General features: G+C 40.3%; 32 protein-coding genes, 6 tRNA genes and 3 pseudogenes. 37 read left to right on the forward strand and 4 right to left on the reverse strand.

The genetic code is table 11. The features are described from left to right. The first annotated feature begins 56 nt into the window (after positions 1-56). The 36 genes and pseudogenes from I7804_RS07360 to I7804_RS07535 all read left to right on the forward strand — a co-directional run bounded on the left by I7804_RS07360 (position 57) and on the right by I7804_RS07535 (position 18,410). Entirely contained in the window at positions 57-557 is a 501-nt protein-coding gene (locus I7804_RS07360) for a hypothetical protein (protein ID WP_248405714.1), read from the forward strand. 117 nt (positions 558-674) lie between these two features. Continuing rightward, positions 675-776 (forward strand): annotated as a pseudogene (locus tag I7804_RS19265) (peptide deformylase); the annotation flags it as partial. Between the two features lie 27 nt (positions 777-803). Next, positions 804-1,400, forward strand: a complete 597-nt coding sequence (locus I7804_RS07370; RefSeq protein WP_248405950.1) for a sce7726 family protein — start codon at positions 804-806, stop codon at positions 1,398-1,400. Between the two features lie 17 nt (positions 1,401-1,417). Then, positions 1,418-1,522, forward strand: a pseudogene (locus tag I7804_RS19270) (DUF523 domain-containing protein); the annotation flags it as partial. Between the two features lie 26 nt (positions 1,523-1,548). Further along, a complete protein-coding gene (locus I7804_RS07380; RefSeq protein ID WP_248405716.1) occupies positions 1,549-1,794 on the forward strand; it encodes a nitroreductase family protein in 246 nt (81 codons plus the stop codon). Between the two features lie 119 nt (positions 1,795-1,913). Continuing rightward, the gene (locus tag I7804_RS07385) at positions 1,914-2,231 is read left to right on the forward strand and encodes an SCP2 sterol-binding domain-containing protein (protein WP_248405717.1); all 318 of its coding nucleotides are present in this window, start codon (positions 1,914-1,916) and stop codon (positions 2,229-2,231) included. A gap of 17 nt (positions 2,232-2,248) precedes the next feature. Then, entirely contained in the window at positions 2,249-2,728 is a 480-nt protein-coding gene (locus tag I7804_RS07390; protein ID WP_248405719.1) for a YbaK/EbsC family protein, read from the forward strand. Positions 2,729-2,755: 27 nt separating this feature from the next. Next, positions 2,756-3,307 (forward strand): flavin reductase family protein, encoded by a 552-nt coding sequence (locus I7804_RS07395; RefSeq protein ID WP_022753611.1) that lies wholly within the window; start codon positions 2,756-2,758, stop codon positions 3,305-3,307. Positions 3,308-3,605: 298 nt separating this feature from the next. Beyond that, the gene (locus I7804_RS07400; protein ID WP_248405721.1) at positions 3,606-4,064 is read left to right on the forward strand and encodes a nucleoside phosphorylase; all 459 of its coding nucleotides are present in this window, start codon (positions 3,606-3,608) and stop codon (positions 4,062-4,064) included. Between the two features lie 14 nt (positions 4,065-4,078). After that, positions 4,079-4,681: an AAA family ATPase gene (locus I7804_RS07405; RefSeq protein WP_110074067.1), complete on the forward strand. Its 603-nt coding sequence runs from the start codon at positions 4,079-4,081 to the stop codon at positions 4,679-4,681. Positions 4,682-5,041: 360 nt separating this feature from the next. Continuing rightward, positions 5,042-5,117 (forward strand) — tRNA-OTHER (locus I7804_RS07410). 4 nt (positions 5,118-5,121) lie between these two features. Then, positions 5,122-5,192, forward strand: a tRNA-Phe gene (locus I7804_RS07415). A 5-nt stretch (positions 5,193-5,197) separates the two neighbouring features. Continuing rightward, positions 5,198-5,269 (forward strand) — tRNA-Lys (locus I7804_RS07420). A gap of 4 nt (positions 5,270-5,273) precedes the next feature. Next, a tRNA-Lys gene (locus I7804_RS07425) sits at positions 5,274-5,346 on the forward strand. A 4-nt stretch (positions 5,347-5,350) separates the two neighbouring features. After that, positions 5,351-5,423: transfer RNA gene (locus I7804_RS07430), tRNA-Gln, on the forward strand. A gap of 4 nt (positions 5,424-5,427) precedes the next feature. After that, positions 5,428-5,551 (forward strand) — tRNA-Asn (locus I7804_RS07435). Positions 5,552-5,734: 183 nt separating this feature from the next. Further along, positions 5,735-5,926 carry a hypothetical protein gene (locus I7804_RS07440; protein WP_248405723.1) on the forward strand — a complete coding sequence of 64 codons (192 nt, stop codon included), beginning with the start codon at positions 5,735-5,737 and terminating at the stop codon, positions 5,924-5,926. Between the two features lie 42 nt (positions 5,927-5,968). Next, positions 5,969-6,325 carry a helix-turn-helix domain-containing protein gene (locus tag I7804_RS07445; protein WP_248405725.1) on the forward strand — a complete coding sequence of 119 codons (357 nt, stop codon included), beginning with the start codon at positions 5,969-5,971 and terminating at the stop codon, positions 6,323-6,325. Positions 6,326-6,381: 56 nt separating this feature from the next. After that, positions 6,382-7,080 carry a metallophosphoesterase gene (locus I7804_RS07450; RefSeq protein WP_248405727.1) on the forward strand — a complete coding sequence of 233 codons (699 nt, stop codon included), beginning with the start codon at positions 6,382-6,384 and terminating at the stop codon, positions 7,078-7,080. Between the two features lie 680 nt (positions 7,081-7,760). Beyond that, the gene (locus I7804_RS07455) at positions 7,761-8,522 is read left to right on the forward strand and encodes a tRNA(His) guanylyltransferase Thg1 family protein (RefSeq protein ID WP_248405728.1); all 762 of its coding nucleotides are present in this window, start codon (positions 7,761-7,763) and stop codon (positions 8,520-8,522) included. A 17-nt stretch (positions 8,523-8,539) separates the two neighbouring features. Next, positions 8,540-9,586, forward strand: a complete 1,047-nt coding sequence (locus tag I7804_RS07460) for an RNA ligase (ATP) (RefSeq protein WP_248405729.1) — start codon at positions 8,540-8,542, stop codon at positions 9,584-9,586. A gap of 103 nt (positions 9,587-9,689) precedes the next feature. Next, a complete protein-coding gene (locus tag I7804_RS07465) occupies positions 9,690-10,796 on the forward strand; it encodes a T4 RnlA family RNA ligase (RefSeq protein ID WP_248405730.1) in 1,107 nt (368 codons plus the stop codon). Positions 10,797-10,817: 21 nt separating this feature from the next. Further along, positions 10,818-11,672 carry a TIGR02452 family protein gene (locus I7804_RS07470; protein ID WP_027203757.1) on the forward strand — a complete coding sequence of 285 codons (855 nt, stop codon included), beginning with the start codon at positions 10,818-10,820 and terminating at the stop codon, positions 11,670-11,672. Between the two features lie 12 nt (positions 11,673-11,684). Beyond that, entirely contained in the window at positions 11,685-12,203 is a 519-nt protein-coding gene (locus I7804_RS07475) for a hypothetical protein (protein ID WP_027203758.1), read from the forward strand. Between the two features lie 129 nt (positions 12,204-12,332). After that, the gene (locus I7804_RS07480) at positions 12,333-13,046 is read left to right on the forward strand and encodes a YkgJ family cysteine cluster protein (protein ID WP_248405731.1); all 714 of its coding nucleotides are present in this window, start codon (positions 12,333-12,335) and stop codon (positions 13,044-13,046) included. Positions 13,047-13,183: 137 nt separating this feature from the next. After that, positions 13,184-13,549, forward strand: coding sequence for a type II toxin-antitoxin system RelE/ParE family toxin (locus tag I7804_RS07485; RefSeq protein ID WP_080655971.1), 366 nt, complete (start codon positions 13,184-13,186; stop codon positions 13,547-13,549). Beyond that, positions 13,542-13,832: a helix-turn-helix domain-containing protein gene (locus I7804_RS07490; RefSeq protein WP_248405732.1), complete on the forward strand. Its 291-nt coding sequence runs from the start codon at positions 13,542-13,544 to the stop codon at positions 13,830-13,832. Before I7804_RS07485 ends, I7804_RS07490 begins: the two co-directional genes overlap by 8 nt. 213 nt (positions 13,833-14,045) lie before the next feature. Next, complete coding sequence (locus I7804_RS07495; RefSeq protein ID WP_248405733.1) at positions 14,046-14,192, forward strand: hypothetical protein; 147 nt, start codon at positions 14,046-14,048, stop codon at positions 14,190-14,192. Further along, complete coding sequence (locus I7804_RS07500) at positions 14,161-14,337, forward strand: hypothetical protein (RefSeq protein WP_248405735.1); 177 nt, start codon at positions 14,161-14,163, stop codon at positions 14,335-14,337. Before I7804_RS07495 ends, I7804_RS07500 begins: the two co-directional genes overlap by 32 nt. Positions 14,338-14,548: 211 nt before the next feature. Beyond that, positions 14,549-15,490: a bile acid:sodium symporter family protein gene (locus tag I7804_RS07505; protein WP_248405737.1), complete on the forward strand. Its 942-nt coding sequence runs from the start codon at positions 14,549-14,551 to the stop codon at positions 15,488-15,490. 169 nt (positions 15,491-15,659) lie between these two features. Further along, positions 15,660-15,995 (forward strand): cyclophilin-like fold protein, encoded by a 336-nt coding sequence (locus I7804_RS07510; protein WP_248405739.1) that lies wholly within the window; start codon positions 15,660-15,662, stop codon positions 15,993-15,995. A 3-nt stretch (positions 15,996-15,998) separates the two neighbouring features. Then, positions 15,999-16,631, forward strand: a complete 633-nt coding sequence (locus I7804_RS07515; RefSeq protein ID WP_248405740.1) for a pyridoxamine 5'-phosphate oxidase family protein — start codon at positions 15,999-16,001, stop codon at positions 16,629-16,631. A 6-nt stretch (positions 16,632-16,637) separates the two neighbouring features. Next, on the forward strand, positions 16,638-16,784 hold the full coding sequence (locus tag I7804_RS07520) for a hypothetical protein (protein ID WP_248405742.1): 147 nt from the start codon (positions 16,638-16,640) through the stop codon (positions 16,782-16,784). A 14-nt stretch (positions 16,785-16,798) separates the two neighbouring features. After that, positions 16,799-17,536 carry an MmcQ/YjbR family DNA-binding protein gene (locus tag I7804_RS07525; protein WP_248405744.1) on the forward strand — a complete coding sequence of 246 codons (738 nt, stop codon included), beginning with the start codon at positions 16,799-16,801 and terminating at the stop codon, positions 17,534-17,536. Positions 17,537-17,573: 37 nt separating this feature from the next. Next, the gene (locus I7804_RS07530; protein ID WP_035789802.1) at positions 17,574-17,975 is read left to right on the forward strand and encodes a (deoxy)nucleoside triphosphate pyrophosphohydrolase; all 402 of its coding nucleotides are present in this window, start codon (positions 17,574-17,576) and stop codon (positions 17,973-17,975) included. Positions 17,976-18,095: 120 nt separating this feature from the next. Then, positions 18,096-18,410 (forward strand): multidrug transporter, encoded by a 315-nt coding sequence (locus tag I7804_RS07535; protein ID WP_248405745.1) that lies wholly within the window; start codon positions 18,096-18,098, stop codon positions 18,408-18,410. A gap of 2 nt (positions 18,411-18,412) precedes the next feature. Here I7804_RS07535 and I7804_RS07540 read toward each other — a convergent pair whose 3' ends face one another. From I7804_RS07540 to I7804_RS07550, 3 genes and pseudogenes are all read right to left on the reverse strand, one after another. After that, positions 18,413-19,300 (reverse strand): hypothetical protein, encoded by an 888-nt coding sequence (locus tag I7804_RS07540; protein ID WP_248405753.1) that lies wholly within the window; start codon positions 19,298-19,300, stop codon positions 18,413-18,415. Between the two features lie 9 nt (positions 19,301-19,309). Then, positions 19,310-19,447: pseudogene (locus I7804_RS07545) on the reverse strand (TetR-like C-terminal domain-containing protein); the annotation flags it as partial. An 18-nt stretch (positions 19,448-19,465) separates the two neighbouring features. Then, the gene (locus tag I7804_RS07550) at positions 19,466-20,254 is read right to left on the reverse strand and encodes a 4'-phosphopantetheinyl transferase family protein (protein WP_248405757.1); all 789 of its coding nucleotides are present in this window, start codon (positions 20,252-20,254) and stop codon (positions 19,466-19,468) included. A gap of 70 nt (positions 20,255-20,324) precedes the next feature. On the opposite strand from I7804_RS07550, the gene I7804_RS07555 reads away from it, so the two are divergent. After that, the gene (locus I7804_RS07555) at positions 20,325-21,677 is read left to right on the forward strand and encodes an HlyC/CorC family transporter (protein WP_248405759.1); all 1,353 of its coding nucleotides are present in this window, start codon (positions 20,325-20,327) and stop codon (positions 21,675-21,677) included. Positions 21,678-21,852: 175 nt separating this feature from the next. Here the strand turns inward: I7804_RS07555 and I7804_RS07560 are convergent, their stop codons facing one another. Then, entirely contained in the window at positions 21,853-22,992 is a 1,140-nt protein-coding gene (locus tag I7804_RS07560; RefSeq protein ID WP_248405760.1) for a DUF4317 domain-containing protein, read from the reverse strand. Positions 22,993-23,183: the final 191 nt, after the last annotated feature.

Here is a 23,183-nt window from a genome sequence, read left to right on the forward strand (position 1 = left end):
TATGTAATTTTTCGGGCGCCGATTTGCGGCACCCGTATTCTTGAATGTAACATCTATTGAAATCATTTATAAACCGCTTATTATCTACTGAGAGAAAAAAGTTTGTAATACCATACATCTCTACTAGTGATCTAATTGCCAAAGGATGGCAGTCTAAGACATTCAAACCAAATCCATACAAGCCAGAAAAGAAAATATTTGATACTCGAAGAGGAGAGAAGGTCAGATCTAAATCTGAAGCTATTATCGCAGATACTCTATACGAGTTTGGAATACCATATCGATATGAATATCCTGTCCAAATGGCAAACGGAGAAATAAGATACCCAGATTTCATGCTACTGAATTTAAAGACCAAACAAGAAATCTATTTTGAGCATTTTGGGAGGATGGGAGATGCGGGGTACAGAATGGATGCCATGGAAAAGATGGATTTGTACAGAGCTAGTGGAATCTATCCGGGAGAAAACCTGATTTTTACATATGAGACTGAAGAAAAGCCCTTAGACATAAAAGGAATGAGAAAGATGTTGCTTGAATTATTCTGCATTGATTAAAATAGATACAAAAAGTGGCGAAGGATGACGCTGATAAAGCTCTTTTCCACCGTTGAAGTGGTTAGGGCCAAAGATAAAAACAAGGTCAAAAACAAAGGATAAGATTGAGGTTTAAACATGGTAAAGCAGATAGTTAGAGATCAGTTCTTTTTACAACAGAAGTCGGAGCCTGCAACCAAGGCAGACAAGCAGGTTGTAGATGATCTTCTTGATACTTTGCTTCAAGGACTATAGATGAGTAAGGATATTTTTTATGATAAGGATATTCGGGAACCATTGTTTGATTTTCTGGAAGACTCATTTGGAAAAGTGAGGATTCTTGAGGAGAAAAGAACCGGCAGTGCCAGGGCAGACGTCGTCATGATTACACCGGATTTTCTGTACGGCATAGAGATCAAAAGTGATGCTGATACATATGCCAGGCTTGAGAAACAAGTCAAGAACTATAACTGGTATTATGATCGTAACATTATTGTTGTTGGTTCATCACACGCAGCTCATGTAAAGGAGCATGTACCTGACTGGTGGGGAATTATCACTGTTGAAGCTGACGAGAGCGGTGCGCCTGACTTTTATGTGATGAGACAAGCAGAGGTAAATCCCAGGGTCAAGGATAAGAGAAAAATCTCCATCCTGTGGAGGACTGAGTTAAATCATCTTTTAGAGAGAAATGATCTTCCCAAATATAGAGAAAAGAGCAAGCTGTTCGTTCAGGAAAAGCTCATTGAAAAAGTTCCCGGTGAAATCCTGTGGAAGCAGGCATATGAGAAATTGTTTGAGAGAGACTATAACACAATAGCGGAAGAAATTGAGACATATAGAAAGAATCGAAGAAAAGCATAGAAGGATGGAAAAGTGTAATGGTCATAGCTGTTAGCGCATGCCTTTTAGGTGAGAACTGCAAATACAATGGTGGAAATAACTACAGCGAGAAGGTCAGGGCTTTCTGTGAAGGGCATGAAGTAGAAGTACCAGAAGATATTCCGGAGAAATGCCGGAAAGAGCGCTTGTAGAAAAAGTGATTGAGGCAGGCAGATATGCGCCTAGCGGTGGAAATAATCAGACTACCCACTTCATTGTTTTTTCAGATGCCGAAATTCTTTCTGACATGGCGGGATTAGTCTGCAAAGAGTTTGCAGAAATGGAAATCGCTGAGGGTATGTACTCTTCCTTGAAGAATTCGATAAATGCGGCAAACCAAACTGTGAATAAACGCAAGGATATGGAAGTGTATTAGGTGATAATTCTGATATAACCCCAGGCTATCATCAGCCATAGGTAAATACATACGCAGAGTAAGCGCTACTAACTATATAATGGTAACAGAGACCGATACATCTTGTGAGGAGGACGAATATGAAGCGTGATACAGTAGTTACTAAACTTAGAAAGCTAGCAGAAAATGCCGATGTTTCAAATGTGGATTTTCTTGCCGTTCAGGTGAATCTGACAGATCAGGATCCCGGAGTGTTCTACGTTGAAGTTAAGGACCACAAGATCAATATAGAGCCTTACGATTACCATGACAGGAACTGCGCTATATCAATCAAGTCCGATGATTTTAATAAGCTAATCAGTGGAAAGTTAGATCCTATAGCAGCTTTTACTATCGGCAAACTTAAGGTTGACGGTGATGTAGGGAAGGCTTTGGAATTTTCCAAGCTTCTTAAATGATCGGGGAGTAAGCAGACATGATTAATGAAAGGGTAAAAGAGTTTCTTGTCTCCAATAATCTTGGTGATAGGCTTACTGAGCATGCAGAGACGATTGATACAGTTGAACATGCTGCACAGCAGATAGGTTGCACCAAACCGGAGATTGCAAAGACATTGTCTTTTGTGGTAGATGAAAAGCCTGTAATTGTGGTAATGGCAGGCGATGGTAAGGTTAACAGTTCTAAGTTCAAATCACTATTTCACACTAAGCCACACATGATACCCAGAGATCAGGTAGAGAGTATCACGGGATTCCAGCCAGGTGGAGTATGTCCTTTTGCTGTGGCTGATGACATCCCTATCTGGCTGGATGTATCCATGAAGAGATTTGAATATGTCCACCCTGCAGGAGGTAATGAGTTTACTTCTGTTAAAGTTACACCTTCAGAGCTTGAAGCTGTTACAGGAGCCGAGGGCTGGTGCGATGTGTGCAAGGGATGGGAAGAAGACGAGTAACAGTGTTTGTGCTAAAGGAGGAAACAGATGAGCAGAGTTAATTTTGGAGCAAAACCACTTATGTACCCGCAGCCAGTTCTTATCATTGCAACATATGATGAGAATGGAGTACCGAATGCTATGAACGCAGCCTGGGGTATAACCACTGACTTTAAAGAGATTTCAATCAGCCTGTCTGAACACAAGACTACTGACAATCTCGCAAAGAGAGGTGCTTTCACAGTAAGTCTTGCTACTGAAGACCAGGTGATTCCCTGCGATTATGTTGGGATAGAATCAGGAAGAAAAGTACCTGATAAGTTTGAAAAGGCCGGATTCCACGCAACAAAGAGTGAGTTTGTTGATGCACCTTTGATTGATGAACTTCCTGTTGCTCTTGAGTGTAAGGTAAAGAGCTTTGAGGATGGCATTCTGATTGGAGAAATCGTAAATGTCTCTGCAGATGAAAGTGTAGTGACAGATGGAGCGGTTGATATCACCAAACTTAAGCCTATAAGCTTTGATCCATTTGGTAATGGATATTACGGAGTTGGAGAAAAGGTGGGCAATGCTTTTAAGGATGGCGCAAAGCTGAAGTGATAAAGAGATTTAAAGAGGGGCAAAAAGTTATTGACAGCTAACAGGGCTATGTCTATACTTACAACTAATAATCTTGGAGGAATGCCAGTTATATGACAAATACACGTCTCGTCAATAGAATGGTGGTCAATTATGTGTTCGTGGAAAATATTCAGGGGCTTAGATTACCATGCGAGATGAGGCGTTCTATATGATGAATCTGTAAACTGTTTGATTCATTGAACAAGAATATTTAGACCTTATCAAGCTAAAATAGTTTTGATAAGGTCTATTTTTTTACATTCAGGAGGAGAACACTATGAAAATTGCAGTTGGTTCTTGCGGAGTTCTTGCGGATCTTCCGGAGGATGCTTTTATTGTTCCGGTAAAGGCGTTGAGAGCTGAAGGTACTTCATATCACTATCTTCCAGCATCCAGATATATTGAACTTGATCAGGAACCGATAGCAGCTATCGAAAGCTCATTTAATAAACATGATCTTCCGTTTGTAACCTGTACAACCTGGACAACAGATGGCTTTTTCAGAGAGACCAAGGATATGGTGAGATACCGCCTTGAGGAAGGCTGTTCTGTGGTGGAAATGGAATGTGCAGCCCTTGCAGCATGCTGCAGGAAACGTGGAGCGAAGTTTGGACAGTTCCTGTTCACTGCTGATTCATTGGCTAATGTGCATGAGTATGATGCCAGGTCATTTGGTACAGGGTCCCATGAGAAAGCATTGTTGCTTGGACTTGATGTTTTGAGAGATTATAACTAAGGGTGGTGGTATGAATGGCAAATCTTATAGTAGTGTGCGGCCCTCAGGCTGTTGGCAAGATGGTGGTGGCAGAGAGCCTTAGGGATAAATTGAAATACAATCTGATGATCAATCATGACAGTATCGAGATTTCTGACAAGATATTCGGGTTTGCGACGCCTGCGCAGAAGGAATTCAACGCTTTCTTTCGTGAAAAGGTATTCGAATTGGCTGTAAAGTATGATGTTGACCTTATCTTTACATACGTTACAGCATTTGAATTGCAGGAGGAAAGAGATTATCTTACAAGTCTTCATGACTTATTTACAAAGAGCGGTGGGGACTTCTACTTTGTGGAGCTCAGTGCGGATCTTGAGACCAGGCTTGCTCGCAACGAGACTCCATATAGAATGGAGAAAAAAGCTTCGAAGAAGAATGTGGAATGGAGCAGAACTAATCTTCTAGATGACAATAAGAATCACAGGCTAAATTCGTATGAGGGTGAGGTGTGGTTTACAAACCATCTTAAGGTTGACAATACAAATCTTTCACCTGAGCAGGTTGCTGATAAGATAATAGAGGCTTTTGGACTAACTCCAAATGAGAAGGAAGAAAAGGAATATCGCTTTGGGGGTTGATTATTTTATACTACAAATATAATGACAACTAAAGTTGCCGGTGTTATTATACGATGTAGAAAGAGATAAGCGGAGCAGATAAAGCTCCCGGAAAGGAAAAGACAGAGACATGACAACAATGAATCGCAATTATTGCCTCTATAGCGAAAGTTATGAATCATCACTCCAGAGCAAATCAGAGTGGATGTTTAATTTCATGCGCTCATTTAAGGATAGGCAAATGCGAGAAAATGTTGTTTTGGCAAAGAGCCGGATTGTATAGAGATCGGATTGGAAGCTTATAGATAAACATGTTTGCGTACCGCTTACCTTAGATGACAAGGCAAGCGGTTTTTCTTTTGCCTAAAAATATGCAGAGTTGGCGTGGTTGGTACAGCATCGGTCTTGAAAACCGACATTCCTCACGGATATCTGGGTTCGAATCCCACCTATGTCTCTTAGGGCTTGTAGCTCAACTGGTAGAGCTGGGGACTGAAAATCCCTGCGAGGTGGTTCGCCCCCACCCGGGCCAATTATGCTTCCTTGGCAGAGCGGATATGCACCGGCCTTTTAAGCCGAGAGATGCGGGTTCAACCCCCGTGGGGAGCACTAAGCTGTTGTAGCTCAGTTGGAAGAGCAGCAGACTCTTAATCTGAAGGTCGTGGGTTCGAGCCCCACTAACAGCATTATTGCGGTATAGCTCAATTGGTAGAGCACCTGACTCTGACTCAGGGTGTTGCAGGTTCGAGTCCTGCTACCGTAGTTTTGGACACATAGCTCAATCGGCAGAGCGCCCAGCTGTTAACCGGGAGGTTGTGGGTTCGATCTACGCTCCGCTCCGGTCGTTGCTAAGCAGATGTCCCCCGGACATCTAGCAACCCTCTGTGTCCGCTATTCCAGGATAGCGTGGGAGGTAGAGCATCCGCTTCATACGCGGAAGGTTATGGGATCCCTCGCAGAGCTCGGAGTCGCAAGCATGGCATCCCCCAGATGCCTGTTACCCGTTTCTGGGACTATTATTTAATCATTTTGATAGAGCGATTTTCTAATTTATCAACCACGGGTTTATATACAATGGAATTAATCTACAATACAATATATATGAGAAAAGGAATAGGTTTATTGATTACATGGTATGTGCCGGAATATAAAGAGATAGAAGACCGATATTTTGAAGAAAGTAGGAAACTTGACCAATATAGAGACGAGTGCAAGGACAGAGCTATTGATATGTTTAAAGAATGGTTTTGGGAACTTTGGGATTGATGAAAAGATTACATTCAGAGTAGACATAGAGGGAAAATATTTATGGATGAAGAATATGAAAAAATAATGGAAATCATTGAAATGAATAGATTTCGGCAGAGACTGGGACTATTGGATTACACAGCATGTTGGGAAGAACCTGACAGGGTAAAGGGTCTTGATCTTGAAGCTACAAAGAAAAGGGTGTGTGATCTTATTAAAGCAAAGGGGTTAAAAGATAAGACTATCGCTGATAAATTGGGTATTACTCCACAGGCGGTTAATAAATGGCGCCATAAAGGATCATTTTTCGTGATTGAAAACCTTTATGTTCTCAGCGGTCTCTTGGGTGTAAGTGTTGATAAACTTTTAGTTCCTGTAGCCGTAAAGAAATGGGAAGTACTGATTGAGAAAAGATGAGAGTCTTGATATTAGTGAAGCACTGAAACAGATGGAATAATTGGAGATTTTTTGAAATGAGCAGAGTACTTGTGATTCCTGATGTACATTTAAAGCCATGGATTTTTGATATGGCTGATAGAGTTGATGAGAACAGCTACGATGACATCGTGATTCTTGGAGATCTGGTAGATGATTGGGGAAAGGAAAATGATTTAGACGCATATAACGAGACTTTGGACAGGGCTGCTGAATTTGGCAAAGAGCATGATCAGTCATTGTGGTGCTATGGTAATCACGATGTATCTTATCTTTGGGATGCCATGGAATCGGGATATTCTGTCCAGGCAAGGATAACTGCTATTGAAGGCATTACCAGACTGGAACGTGTTCTTGATGAACGTTATAGATTTGTCCATAAAATTGATGATGTGCTATTCAGTCATGCCGGTCTTACGGAAAGTTTTGTCTTTCAGACGTGTGGATATCATATAAAAGAGATAGAGGATATCCTTGCAAGGATTAACCGTATGGGTAAGCAGGAACTGTGGAGGGATAATTCACCAATCTGGGCAAGACCTCAGGCTGATTTCTACCGAATGTTCAGGGATGATCTCTTTTATCAGGTTGTGGGACATACACCTGTAGAGGAACCACTTGATCTAGGAGGAGTACTGACGCTGGATCTTTTTTCAACATACTCAAATGGGGATCCGTATGGTAACCAGAAGCTGTATATTGTGGATACTGCAACCCGGAAGTTTGAAGAAGCATAATTATTTTTGCTGATTTAGAAAAAAGTGCTTTACAAGTCATTATACAGGTGCTAATCAAAATAAATAGGAAGTGCCTGTCCTATTTATTTTGATGCAATCATCAACATAAATATGCGGTCACTTCCTTTTTTGTTAATTGGATTAAAACAGAAATACTACGAAAGGCAAGGTTTTAAGCTTTCAATGAGAAATATGATGTTTACAAATTTAACAGCCATAGAAACCAGAGCATATGATTGCACGATCGATATGCTTAGTACTCGTGCGCTCGATTTGGCGACATCACGCAGCAAAACAGGTATAGAAAGAAATAGAAGGATAGATTATAAAGTCCTATGTTAGACTGATACCAGGCACATTGGAATAATAATCAGGGTTTTAGGATCTATCCGTGAAAGTGGGTAGGTCCTTTTTTGATGCACAAGACTGGCAAGCGAATGGATGCCTGCGACCCTGCTCCCGCGACTAAGCTATAGAAAACTTGCAGGTTTCAGCTTCATGTTTTATCAACCACGAGTTAACTGACAGTCAGTATGTATTGGGATATCATTTAATTAAATGGATTGTGCGCCGTCACATTAATCCGGAGGTGGTGTGAAAATCAGATGGTGTCCACCTATCGGGCGTCGCCGTAACAGTCGGATTTACAAGATTTGGGAAAATAAGTATAGCAGGGAGAGATGAGAGAAATGCGTTTTGATGAGATGGACAAAAAGATGCGTGTTTACGAGCAGTCCTTAGATCAGGTATTGCTTCCAGATATTTATATGGTGGCAAGGCTTGATGGCAGAGGCTTTACAAGACTTACTAAGGAAGTCTGTCATTTTGAAGCACCATTTGATGAAAAGTTTAGAGATATGATGGTGAAAACAACAAAAACTCTCATGGATTGCGGATTCAGAGTGGTATACGCCTATACAGAAAGCGATGAGATTTCATTATTGTTTGCGGCAGATGAAGATGCATTCGGCAGAAAAGTGCGCAAGTATAATTCAACACTTGCTGCTGAAGCAAGCGCAGTCTTTTCGCTTGAACTTGGGATGGCGGCAACATTTGACTGTAGAATGGTGCCTCTTCCAAATGCGGAGAGAGTTGAGGATTACTTCAGATGGCGTCAGGAAGATGCTAACAGAAACGCTCTTAATTCACATTGTTACTGGATGCTCCGAAAGGAGGGAGTATCAGTTCATAAAGCTACGTCAGAGCTGAAAGGAAAAGGCGTTGCTTATAAAAATGAACTGCTATTCAGCAGAGGAATCAACTATGATAATTTGCCCTCATGGCAGAAACGAGGCGTAGGCATGTGGATAGAAGAGTATGGAAAAGAAGGTTTTAATCCGCTTACTGGTGAAACAAAGATGACAACACGTAAAAGAATACATGTAGATTACGAGCTGCCGTTAGGTGATGAATATGGCAGCTTTATTCGGAAATTTACTTGAGGAGGATGAGAAGAAAAATGAGAAAATTAGCATCAATACAGAAGATAAAGGAAGTCTTTCCAATACCCGATGCAGACAGACTTGAACTTGTTCAGGTTCTTGGATGGAAGTGTGTCGGAGGAAAGGGAGAATTTCATGTGGGAGATCTGGTGGTCTATTTCGAGATAGATTCCTTTCTCCCTGTATGTGATGAGTTTGAATTCCTGAGAAAGAGTTCCTACAGAAGTAATGATTTTATGGGTGAAGGATTCAGATTAAAGACTATGAAGTTCAGGGGAGAGATATCCCAGGGATTATGCCTTGGGATTGATAAGCTCTCAAAGCTTCAGGGGATGAGTCTTGAAGAAGGAATGGATGTGACGGAAATCCTTGGAGTTCGCGAGTGGGAAATGCCAGAAAGGGCGGGATCAGGAGGAACCATGATAGGTGATCGGCCCGGATATATACCTAAGACTGATGAGACAAGGATACAGTCAGCGCCGGAGCTGCTTAATGAGTTTAAGGGGCTACCTTATTACATAACAACCAAGATGGATGGTTCAAGTCATTCCATAGGTGTAAGGGACGGAGAAATTTCTTTTACCGGCCATAACTTCACTTATAAGGATGACGGAAAGTCAGCGTTTGTTGAGCATGTAAAAACAGCAGGTATTCCAGAAAAGATGAAGGCATATGCAGAGGAACATGGACTGAGCTCTCTGGTTCTCCAGGGAGAATGGTGCGGGGAAGGAATACAGAAGAACAGACTTAGACTTAAGAAGCCAGAGTGGTTTGTATTTACGGCAAGAGCTGATGATAAGAGAACTGACCTGGCAACACTTAAGGAAATCTGCAGATATGTCGGATGTCAGATGGTTCCGGTGGAAGAGGAAGGCGATGATCTCTTAGCAAAGTATCCTGATGAGGCGGCTCTATTAGCAAGGGCAGAAGGTGTTGGATACAATGGGACAATAAGAGAGGGAATAGTAATAAGGCCTGTTACGCCTGTTCACTCTTATACACTTAGCGGGCCTTTATCAATGAAAGTGATAAACAACAAGTATCTAATGAAAAATGATGAGTGATTATAGACGGGAGGCAGCATGATATCGACAGTATACACAGGATCACGATTAACCATGCAGTGGAGAAGAAAGAAAAGAAGTGGATTAGTAAAGAGACACAGCAATGAAATCGAAGATATTAGAGTTTATAGAAAATAATACAGATAGCTGGGAAGAAAAGCTGAATGCAAGGCTCATTAGGATAAGCCGTAATGGTGATCTGGCATGCTTTAAGTATATGGCAGAAGCTGATTTCTCAGATCCACTGGTATGTGAAGCAAGAGGAATCATGATCGATGTGGTTCAACTTTCTGTGGTCTGCTGGCCGTTTGATAAGTTTTTTAATGTACAGGAACAGTATGCTGCAGATATCGACTGGAATAGCGCCAGAGTGCTGGAAAAAATAGATGGCTCTATGATAAAGCTTTTCTGGTACAAAGGTGCATGGAGATTTGCAACAAGCTCCACTTGCGATGCAGGAAATGCTCCTGTTCCGGGATATAAGGATCTGAGTTATGCAGATATCATTAACAAGGCAGAGAATATAGCGGAGATACCATTTGATAAGCTGAATAAGGATTACACATACGTTTTTGAATTGGTATCTCCATTTACTCAGGTTGTCATCAGATATGATGTGACTTTTTTATTCTTTCTTGCAGCAAGGAATAACAAGACCGGTGAAGAGTTGGATACAGAGCTTCTGCAATTTAGGAGACCCAGGAGCTTTGTACTAAAATCTATGAATGAGTGTCTTGATGCTGCTCTTGCGCTAAATAAGGGCGACGAGATAGAGGATGAGGGCTTTGTTGTGGTTGATGGGAAGCATAACAGGGTCAAGATAAAATCCCCGTCATACGTCGCTATTCATAGAATATCCACGAACAAAGTGTTCACAGCAAAGAGAATGTCAGAGCTTTTCTGCAATGGAGAGGATCTTTCAAAATTGGCAAAAGACTTCCCGGCTAATGCGCATATCATAAAGTATTATGACTGGCAGTTTGCTGAGATAAAGCATAAAACAGAAGACATGATGCTCTATTCCAGGCGCCTTTATGAAGAATACGACCATGACAGGAAAGCAGTAGCAATGACCATAAAGGATTCACCATATGCCTGGGCTGGGTTCAGGGCAATCGGTAACGATAAGGATATCACTGATATCATGGCAGTGCTTGCACCGGCAAATGTTGAAAAACTGATTGTGGAGTATCCTGAGATAAGTAAATAAGAAGATGAGAGGAAGGTTTAAATGGGACGAAATGATAATGTAGCAATATTCCAAGATACAGAAAAGATGTGCAGAGAGAACGTTCGGCTAAGGGAGTCTATAAAACAGGCATCTGAGAATCAGAAGCTTATTCTGGAGGGAGATTCATTATTTGCAACTGAGAAAGATAAGTATGATGAATCAGCTAAGATAGTAGTCTCAAAGAAAAAGACATTTGAGGCTGCAAGTGCATACAAAGGTATGAAAGTTGCTGTTCATAATTTTGCGTCAGCAACAAATCCGGGCGGTGGAGTGGTTAAGGGATCTACAGCCCAGGAAGAATGTCTGTGCAGATGCTCGACTTTGTACAGCATGCTTAATGTCAAGGAGATGTGGAATGGATTTTATGCTCCTCACAGGAATGTAGCTGATCCAATTCACAATGATGACATTATATATACTCCGGGAGTTGTAGTGTTTAAAACAGACACAGCGGCTCCTGTTGTTATGCCAGAAACGCAGTGGTATGAAGTTGACGTTATTACCTGTGCTGCTCCTAATCTACGGGACAATCCAAGTAATCCATATAACAAGAACGATGGAAATAGAAAGGCAAAAATATCAGATAGAGAGCTGTTTGAACTTCATGAAAAGAGGCTCAAGAGAATACTGGATGTTGCCGTGGCTAATGCTGATGAAGTAGTTATATTGGGGGCATTTGGATGTGGAGCATTTCAGAATAAACCGGAGATTGTTGCCAGAGCTGCAGCAAATGTGATTAATGACTATCTGTATATGTTAAAAAATATAGAATTTGCTGTTTATTGCAGTCCTAAGGACAGTCGGAATTACGATGCATTTAAGCGAGAACTGGCTAGAATTGCGAATCAGAGATAAGGGGAACAAATAATGCATTCTACAATTTTTGTTTTGAATGATAATCCAATTTCGGAAAACGATGTCATTGACGATGACTATTTTTCAGTGAGTCAGATAGAGCGCCGGGGATATGATTATTGTGGTGTAACGAATCTTGAGTATGAAGCAAGGGACTATTTTTCTGGATATTACTCCGAATTTTTTCAGACAGAGATCATGAAAACGGAGTATGAGGATTATCCTGAAGACAACTTTGTGCAGTACAAGATGACCATTAAAAATCGTGAAAAATTCATGAAAGGCGTTTATAAAAGATATCGCAAGGCTTTAAAAGAATTCAGCAATACTCTTACATTGGAAAAACTTTTGGATAGTGAAGACAGAGATATCCATTATTTGCTATATAAGCTGCAGTGTGTAATGGATGATACATGTGCTTTGCAATTCTACAGTGATTATGGGGATTTTGAGAGCCCTGAGCAGTTAATGCGTCGTTGTAAGGATGGAGATGTTTATTATATAGTTGCTGCTTTTGACTATCATTTTTGACAAAAACAAGAGAAAAACTTGTGGCAAGGAAAATGAGGAGTAGGTAACGATTATCAACCACGAGTCGAATGACAGCAATTCAATTATTACCTATCATTGATGGTAACAATAAAGAAAGAGGAATTATTCATGAATGATAGACAGAAAATGATTGAAGAGCTAATGAAGCATCCTATTGGCAAAGATCAGGAATTTCATTTCCATTGTGATCAATGTGGAGAATGTTGTAAGAATCGTGTTGATATTTTGCTCTCACCGTTTGACCTTTGCCGCATGGCAAAGGCGTTGAATAAACCGTTGCCGGAAGTGCTTCAGGAGTATGGAAATCTCTATTTGGGAAATACAAGCAAAATGCCATTGGTTTCGTTAAAAATGCGGGAAGATAATGGTAAATGTCCTTTTTTAATGGATGATAATCGATGTAAGATCCATAGCAATAAACCAACAGTTTGTGCTTTGTATCCTCTCGGGAGAGGTGCTTCACGCGAAGCAAAGAAAGCTAAGATTTTTTATATCCTGCAGCCTACAACTTGTGGAGGAATGGATGAAATTCATACTCCCAGAGAGTGGATGGGGGAGTTTAATCTTCTCGAGAGTGAGCAGTGGTTTTCTGTATGGCAGGACATTGTAATGGAAATATCAGAGCAAATAAGAAAAGTGCTCCCTCAAATGCCTGGCAGAAGCGGTGATGAATTATTGATGGGGATCACTGAGATCCTATATCTTCATTATAAATTGGACAAGCCGCTAATACCTCAGGTTAAAGAGAACGGCAAATTGGCAGAAAAGATGTTGATGATGGTAAAAGGTACATTAAAAGAATATAGAGGATGGCGGGGATAATGGGGCACGATTCTTACATGGTGAACGCAGCGGAAAATTAGTTATTTTGTGGCTTTGCGGTTCCACATGTACTATGCTAACGTTCTTGACGAAAAGAATAAAATATGTTATATATAGCATAAAGTGAGGGAGGCAATGTGTCAAATTTTCAAATAAATTTTTATAGAGACATAGACGGCAGTAAGCCTGTTGGATTATTTATTAGGACTTTGGATGTAAAGATGAAGGCCAAGGTTGTGGCTAATCTTCACTTGCTTGAGGAGTATGGCAATCTTGCTAGGGAACCTCTTTCTAAAGAGCTAGAGGATGGAATATTTGAATTACGAAGTGGAGAAGGTAATAACATAGTCAGGATATTGTATTTCTTTGATAAGGGGCAAATCATAATTGCAACTAATGGTTTTGTTAAAAAACAACAGAAAACACCTAGAGGTGAAATTGATTTAGCTAAGCAGAGAAGAATCGACTACCATAGTAGGAAGGAGGCAGGAACATATGAGTGATCTTCAGGAATTAACAAATGAACTTATGCAGGATCCTGAGTTTAAAAAAGAATATGAGGCACTTCAGCCAGAAATGGATATTGCAAGAGCGATACTTGATGCAAGAATCCATGCGGGTATGACTCAGTTGGAATTGTCAGAGAAGAGCGGTATAAGTCAAGCGGACATAAGCAGATTGGAGAAGGGTACAAGAAATCCTAGTATTGCGCTTCTTAAACGCCTTGCTGAAGCTATGGACAGTACTTTAAAAATAGAGTTTGTTCCTAAAAAAATGGTAAGATAATAACTTGTTTGGCTTTATGTCAAGATAGAGGTTATAAGAGGAATTAGATCTATTTCTTCTTACGATTAGATAAGAGTAGCCCTGCAAGCAGTGTAACTGGTACAGCAAGTACTGATATCAGTGTAGCTGCTCTAGCAGTAATGCTGCTCTTATTATTTTGCTGTTTTCAGTGTTGTTCACGCTCATGGTAGATGGCCTTTCATTGAATCAAGTATGAATTTTAATGATGGAAGAACACTTGTCCTAAGATCAGCGGAGGAAAAAGATGCTGTTACCATGCTGGACTACATAAAGCAGACAGCAGAAGAAAGGCTGTTCTGTGGTGGAAATGGAATGTGCAGCCCTTGTAGCATGCTGTAGGAAACGTGGAGCGAAGTTTGGACAGTTCCTGTTCACTGCTGATTCATTGGCTAATGTGCATGAGTATGATGCCAGGTCATTTGGTACAGGGTCCCATGAGAAAGCATTGTTGCTTGGACTTGATGCTTTGAGAGATTATAACTAATCTGAAGGTCGTGGGTTCCCTCGCAGAGCTCGGAGTCGCAAGCATGGCATCCCACGGATGACTGCTACCCATAAGGTCTCCTAAACAAGGAAATAAAGCTAGAAATGTCTAAGAATAGTAATGAAAAAAATCATGTTATTATGCATTACAATATTGACTTGTGATATTGTTATGATAGCGTAGTTATATCTTTTTGGTGGCGGGGTAAAATATGAAGAGAATAAGTGATTTTGTCGGAAAATATATGGCGTGGATAGTTTTGATCATCGCGGCACTGGCATTATTTATGCCCGGTACCTGTTTGTGGATACAGACAAAATGGATCAATTATCTTCTGATGATCGTTATGTTCGGAATGGGATTGACGATGAAAACATCTGATTTTGCCGTTGTTTTTTCAAGACCAAGGGATGTTATTATCGGATGCCTTGCACAGTTTGTCGTCATGCCGCTTCTTGCTTTTGCGCTTGGTAAAGCCTTTGGGCTAAGTGATGAGCTGCTTGTAGGTGTGGTTCTTGTCGGGACCTGTCCGGGAGGAACATCAAGCAATGTCATAACATACCTGTCAAAAGGGGATACTGCTCTTTCTGTGGGAATGACGAGCATAAACACTCTGTTGGCCCCTGTATTGACGCCTCTGTTGACATATCTGTACTTGAAAACATCTGTTAATGTGGATGTAAAGTCGATGTTCATTTCGATAATCCAGGTTGTTCTGATACCTGTCGGATTGGGGCTGCTGATCAATAAACTCTTTGGGAAATATACTCAGAAGATTGTTTTCGCACTGCCCACGGTATCAGTAACGGCAATATGTCTGATCGTTGCAGCGGTTGTATCACATAATAGTGAAAAGATCCTGTCCACTGGATTGACGATCTTTATGATCGTGATCCTGCATAATCTGTTGGGATATCTGTGCGGATTTCTTATCGGAATCCTGTTTAGGATGGACATGCCCAGAAAGAAAGCAGTTTCTATAGAGATAGGAATGCAGAATTCAGGCCTTGCCACTTCGCTGGCATCAAGTGCTTTTCCGCAAATGCCCATGGCGACAGTTCCGGGTGCAATCTTCTCGGTTTGGCATAACATCTCCGGCGCGGTTCTTGCCGGGATATACAGGAGAATTGATGATCAGAGTATGGAAGAGTAAAAACCGGTTAAATGCAACAAGGGTGTTGGAGATGGAACGGGATAATTTTAATGGAATTGGAAGAGGATAATGTATGAACACAGAGTTGAACACACATAATAATACACGCCTCATTGAAGCGGATGTGGCAAGGCATTTGCTATCACATACATTTTACCGCTGATAGACTATGGTATCCGAAATACATACGGGGCGCGGGGGGATCTATTATAAGCAAGATATGTACTCTTTCCTGTTTACCCTGTCTGTTGTCCTGATCGCTCTGGCCTTGTCATACCTGTTTTTTCACGGAAGGGAGCATACAACGATCGGTCGGTTTATCATATATTGCAGCGTTAACCTGGCTGCTGGCGATATAGTTTTAGATTCAGGAAATCAGATTGTTGTTTTCTATGGATCTAATTCTTGGTCATATACAAGGCTTGGAAAAATAAATCTTTCAGAAAAAGAATTAACAGACCTTCTTGGAAATGAGGATGTAACCTTAGAAATTGAAAAGAGATAAAAGATGAGTAAACACATAGAAGTAAACGGCAAGCTTGTACAAGCTAACAAGCGTTACAGCGATTTAAAACAAAGACAGAAGTCACATATATCTCAGTGGCTATATAACGCATATAAGAAGCAGGTTGCAGAGAACATTACAGATGATGAGGCTTTGGAACCTGTTTTTGCAAAGATAGATGAAGCTCAGATATGGATTCCCGAGAAGGAAATCAGGGCACAGTATCGCAGTAAGAAGATTAAGTTTAAAAAACGTATGGAAGCTACAGTCTTACATGACAGCTTCAAGTTTGATTATAATGCGGCTGCTAGCTATTGGATCAATAAGGACAAGCATTCTCCGAAGATGCCGAGGCAGCAGGTACTTGCGAAAATTACAGCCTTTATTGAGGGACATAACACATGTACTTTGGCAACAGCTTCTGAAGGACATACAAGATGCACACCGATAGAATACAACTTCGTGGATAACTGTTTCTATTTTTTCTCCGAAGGTGGATTAAAGTTCCGTGGACTTAAGAAAAACAAGCATGTGGGAATGGCAATCTATGAACCATACAACGGATTCGGCAATCTAAAGAGCCTACAGATTGAAGGAATGGCAGGCCTTGTGGAGCCTTTCAGTGAAGAGTACTAAAAGGTCATGGAATATAAAAAGATTCCGGAAGCAGCTATGAGAAATCTTCCGCAGCCAATAGCGCTTATAAAGGTTGTTCCGGAGGTATTTGATCTGTTGGATTCTGAACTTAAGAAAGAAGACTTTGGCAGCAGGCAGCATTACGTAGTTTAAAAATGAGGCGGAAAATGAGGGATAAAATAGCAAAGTATTTAAAGAAAGAATATGGTACTGAGCCAGAATATCTTTGGAAGAGATACCCAAGATTTGCTGTGTTCCGTCATGATGATAATCGTAAATGGTACGCAGCGATTATGAATGTAACCCCAGATAAGATAGGTGCGATGGGATGCGATGAGATAGATATCATCGATGTAAAAATAGATGATCTTATGCTCAGGGATGTTTTGCTTCAGCAGGAAGGATATTACCCTGGCTACCACATGAACAAGGGCAACTGGATTACTATAGTTCTTGATGGCACAGTGGCATTTGATGAAGTTTGCCGAATGATTGACGCAAGTTATGAAATCACTGCGTCAGCAAAGAAAAAGCAGAAGTTCAGACAGCCTAAGGAATGGATTATTCCGGCTAATCCCAAGTATTATGATATTGAGCATGCATTTGATAATACTGATGAAATAGATTGGAAGCAGGGTGCCGGAATTATAAAGGGCGATACTGTCTTTATGTATGTTGGTTCACCGGTATCCGCAATTTTGTATAAGTGCAAAGTCACAGAGGTAGATATCCCTTATGACTATGAGGATAAGAATCTCAAGATCACAGCACTTATGAAGATAAAGCTGCAAAAGAGATATAAGCCTGACAAGTTCACTTTTGACAGGCTGAAATCGGAGTATGGAATATATGCTGTGCGAGGACCTAGGGGGATTCCGAATAGTCTTAGTGCGGCACTGAAATAAAATTGAAGGAGTGATTATTTGGGAAAAAGAGGCATTTATGGACACTTCCAGAAAGACAATAAACGTAGTAGCTGCGTTGATCAGAGACGGTAAAAGAGTTTTTGCCACAGCCAGAGGCTATGGGAATTATAAAGGTTGGTGGGAATTTCCGGGCGGAAAAGTTGAACCTGGAGAAAGCCCTGAAGATGCTTTAGTAAGAGAAATTAGAGAAGAGCTTGATTCAGAGATCAGCGTTGATGAGTATATTAGTACAATTGAACATGATTATCCGGAGTTTCATCTATCCATGCGGTGTTATTGGTGCAGTTTGATATCAGGAGATCTTGTGCTGAAAGAGGCTGAGGATGCTAAGTGGCTTGATGTAGAGACCATTGATTCAGTCAAATGGCTTCCGGCGGATATTACTTTGATAGATGAGATTAAGAAGAGGATGGCGTAAGCTTTGAGGTGAGCAATGGGAAATGAAAACGGAACCTGGATTATGTACGGCGTTGAGTGGGATGACCCTGAATGTGGATATTCAGGATAGAAGACATTTTGTTTGAGAGGTTTGAGTAGTATGGACGTAAATGAAAAAGACTGGAAGCTTTTCAGAAAGTACCTTCCTGATTGGCAGGAGAACTACATGGAAAAGCTGATCAAAGACTACATTGAGTTCCTCAAAGGTGATGGGCTTGCATCTGACAAGTTCTGGGGGCTTGAAAAAAAGATTAAGGCAGACAGGAAGAATCCAGGAGTTCTTTTGCAGGATGTCAGAAGATCAAATTTCTATGTGCATCTGGCGTCATTGGTGGGTTATGAGGTTATCTCAATGAAGGACCTTGATGGATTCAGTGATGAGACTAAAGAAATAGTAGAGCGTATGGTTAGTTGAGTTCAGTTGTGGTTTTGTTTAAACCAGGTGCTTGACTTTATGATCATAGAGACTGCCATTATCAATACAATAGAGCATACTCCTAAGCCTGTAAGTGCGGTCATCTGCTTTCTGAAACTGATATCTTCTGCACCAAAACGGGCTGTCATTGCAATCTCAAGAGAAAGCATGGAGACAAGAGCTGCCGTGAAGCTGGAAATCCTGGCTGCGGTAAACATTGGATGAGTATGACCTCGATATTTTACAGCATTTACAGCTGTTGCGATTGTTGCATAAAAAGAATAAAAGGCCATCCCAAATATCAGAAGACCTGGATAATCAATTGTGCCTTCAAGTCTTGATGCCATCACTGTTATGAAGCAGAGAAATATGTTTAGAACAAGAAGCTGGATTCCACAGAATCTATAAGTTTTATACTCTCCGCGAAGGTCGTTACTTTCAGTATATATTCTGTCTGCTCTTATGATGAACAATCTTAAGATGGCAAGGAACAAGTAGTATAAGCCAAAAAGGATAAGCCATGCAGAGTGATATATTGCTCCGGTTGTGATCTTAAGGATTACATACAAAAGGTTGATAAAGGTCCCAATGTAAAGAACTGTCCTTATTCGAATAGCATCGTTAGTAATCCAGGTTCCTATAATCGGAAGTGATGTCAGCCATAAATAAAATCTGCTGTGAAGGAAAGTTTTTTTCCATGAGGGGATAAGTCTTGCGATAGCAATACATGTTATTACAAGAGCGTAGCTGGAAAGAAAGTATGCAAAATATGCCACCGGACCTGTGATTTCTTTTGCGAGCACAGCTCCGACTAATACATACAGTGGGATAGAAATAAGTATAGCGGTGGATGGCTTAGGAATAAAAAGCCTCTGTAATATTTTTTTCATAAAAATCCTTTAGTTTCTGCCCTGATACTCTGAACTGATAATCTGCGCTATTTCTTCCGGAGACTTGTCGCATCCATGATCAAGCCATATCTTCACTATGCGGTTAAAACCGCCTCTGAAGAACTCCATATGATACATAATGTCTTCACCATGGAAATCGTAATTTTAAAAATAGCACACATAACAGGCGTATCCGTCAGGGCACGCCTGTTTTTTTAAAGTTGCTATAACATTACCATTAAGATCTGTGATCACATTTTTAGTAATATCGGCATTGAAGTTCGAGATACCATATGACAATCCCCTGCCGTCGCATTTTATGAAAGCCTCTTTGGCAGACCAGATCTCATAAAAAAGTTTTTCTTTTTCCAAATTGCTAACAGCACTTTGAATGATATTGTTTTCAAATCTGGTATAGAAGCGATCTGCAATATCCAGAACACTTTTCCTGTCTTTAGTCTGAATATCTATTCCTATACTCTTACATTCCGCTGATGTAGCAGTTACAACGGCTGCATATGAACCGGAATGGGATATAGAGAACTTAAGATCCGGAGCTTCTGCAATATATGGCTTTCCGATGTCTTCACATTTTATACTGATTGGAAAAGTGATATTAAATAAGCCTGGATATTTCTTAGTACAATCATCGAAAATGTTTTTTTCTGATAGTCCTGATATGCTTGAAGCATCCGACCTAGATGCAGTGTTTGTTATAGATAAATGATCTGAAGCGGATAAAGTATCCCTTAATTCTTTTACGATATCAGTTAGAAGAATAGAACCGGCAAGGCTTCTTAATCTGTCATCTTCATTCTTAAAAGATAAAAGATGTTCTTTTCTTTCCGGACTTATGCGTTCAAGGTAAGAGGCATAACGTTCTTCAAAACCAAGATCCTTCATACCTTGCGTGCTTTCTTTAAAGTTGTTAATATTTGAATAGTAAGCTTTCATATTTTTTATTGTATAAAAATATACTGAAGCTGAAAACCCATATATGATTATTTTAGGAGGCATATTTTATATGCAGTTAACCAAGGGATCTGTAATACAGCTTATTATACTTTTGATATTACTAGTATTGTCTTCTTTTTTCTCAGGAGCAGAATCTGCTTTTTCTACAGTTAACAAAATAGCGATCAAATCACTTACGGATGATAAGGATGCAAGAGCCAAAAGAGCAGGAGTGGTTCTTTATATACTGGATCATTATCAGAAATTCCTCTCAACGATCCTTCTTGGCAATAATATCGTTAACCTCTCTGCATCAGCACTTATGACCGTGATAATAACAAAACTCTTTGGAAGTGCTATGGTAGGAGTAGGCACAGGAATCCTTACAGTGCTTATTCTTATATTTGGAGAAATCACCCCTAAATCAGCAGCAACTGCCCAGTCTCAGAAAACCTGTCTTAGGTATGCATATATCATCAATTTTCTGATGGTCATATTCACTCCACTTGTAGTCATAGTTGATGCACTCTCCGGAATTGTGCTTAATGCTCTGCATATAGACAGAGATGCACGTAAGTCCATTACCGAGAAGGAACTGAGAACCTACGTTGATGCCAGTCATGAAGACGGAGTCATAGAATCTGAAGAAAAAGAGATGATAATTAACGTGTTTGATTTTGGCGATACAGTAGCCAAGGATGTCATGATTCCAAGAATAGATATGTCCTGCGTTTCAGCAGACGCAGACTACGATGAGGTCAGGGCGGTCTTTCATAAAGATATGTACACGAGGATCCCGGTATATGAAGATAATCAGGACAATGTTATAGGGCTTATCAATATCAAGGATATTTTCTTTGTCAAAGATAAAGAGAATTTTCATGTTAAAAACTATCTAAGAAAAGCATATTATACCTATGAATTCAAGAAGACAGCAGATCTTATGGAAGAAATGCGCGCCAAGGCATATAATGTGGCCTTTGTGCTATCCGAATACGGAACAACAGTAGGAATGATCACGCTTGAAGACCTTCTTGAAGAGATAGTAGGTGAAATAAGAGACGAATATGATCAGGACGAGGCGCTTCAGATAAGAGACCTTGGAGATGGCAAGTACCTAATCGAAGGTGCTATGAAACTTGATGATATCAACAATGCCCTTAATACAGAATTTGAGAGCGAAGATTATGATTCTATAGGCGGACTTATGATAGGACAGCTGGACAGACTTCCATATAACCGCGAAGTAGTAAAGCTTGATAATGGCATCACGCTGGCAGTAAGAGGAATCCGTCAACACAGGATCATGAAAGTACTTATGACCCTGCCTCCTGAACTTAGACAGATTCAGGCTGACAAGGATAATGAATCTGATGAAGACAATTCCAAAGAATCCGACAGCAAGGATAATGAGAATTTGTGATTCGGATTTTTTCATGACTCCAAACATAATTATCTAAAACAATGCAATTTGAACAAATTTGTGATTTGAACTTTTCTCATGACAAAATACACCTCATCTTTATGCTGGCTAAAAATGTGCAGCTACAAGATGAGGTGTATTTTTTACAAGTCAAAATATAGTCTTGTATTTAAAGTCAATCATTGAATATTGTTCTGACATTTATTCCATTAACTTCGACGTGGTCATCAACCTTAATTACAATGCACTGTCTTCCATCAATGATCCTGGTTTCTACAAGATCTGTTCTTTCCGGATTGACCTTTATTTCTACATCAGGAGTTTCAATTCTGAATTTCTTGTCATTAGCAATGTTACTTGCAAGAAGAGGATAGTCTTCATTTTCACCGACGCAGTTTTCGTAATTTTTGTTGAATCTTTCCATATTCTGTTCAGGAACACCAGCATCCTGAAGAAGGCTTCTAAGATCTTCTTTACCAATAGTAAGAGGAGTCTGGTCTTCTGCATGATCCTCTATCATCTGTTCAAGATTCTCATGAAGAGTCTTTATAGTGTCATAACTTCCTTCTTCGCCAATAGTATCAGTTATAATGGCAGTAAATGTATCCTTCTGATCAGGTGCTGACATAGGCGGCCTTCCGCCAAAAAGTGCGGTAATGAATTCGGGCTGCAAATCTTCAGGCTTCTTGGTAAAGTAAAGCATGTTGTGAATGTCTGTGTTCCTGTCTATAAAAGCCGGGAACAGCATGCCTTTAGAAGGCGCATCTACAACCCAGTCTCTGAATCTATCTTCTATGCGATTATCTGTCTCATTATATCCAAGACCAGCCTTAGAGAGCTTAACTGGACAGATACTGCACAGTATATAATCGTATACATCAGTAGAAGCGTCATCATTTTCTATATGGTCACTTGTTACGCCGGGAATATCATACATGGCATGAACAAGGATTATGTAATAGTTTTCAGCATTTACATAATTAGCTATAACCCTGTCATAGAATTCGTCTACAAGAGAATCGTCCTCAAGATGAGTATCGCGAAGAGCAAGAAGGAAATTCTGAGTACCACCTTCCTCTTCCTGATCCATAGGAAACTCAAGCGGGATAAGATTCTTACCTATAGTACCGGTAAGAGTGTGTTTGAAGATATCGAGATATTTATACATCTCTTCTTCCGGAATGGAGCCAAAAGCTCTCTTATCAACCATGAGCTTGTTTTTCTCATGATCTACATAACATCCGCAGATGCGATCGATAGTACATCTGTCAGGCGCAAACTGCTTCTTTATTTCTACAATTTCAGCTTTATTCATTAATTGATCCTCCTTATGAAAAAATAGACTGTTGCATTAGATTGTAAATACCCTGTTAAAGTAACAAAGCATGATACCTGTATTTTTTTATTCTGGCATCCAAACTCGCTTCGAGACAGTCTCGTGGACCCCATAATAAAAATCTCCATCTATCACGCTCATGAATTCTATAAAATGATTAAAAAGTGTGA

This window comes from Butyrivibrio fibrisolvens (assembly GCF_023206215.1).
GTDB lineage: Bacteria > Bacillota > Clostridia > Lachnospirales > Lachnospiraceae > Butyrivibrio > Butyrivibrio fibrisolvens_C.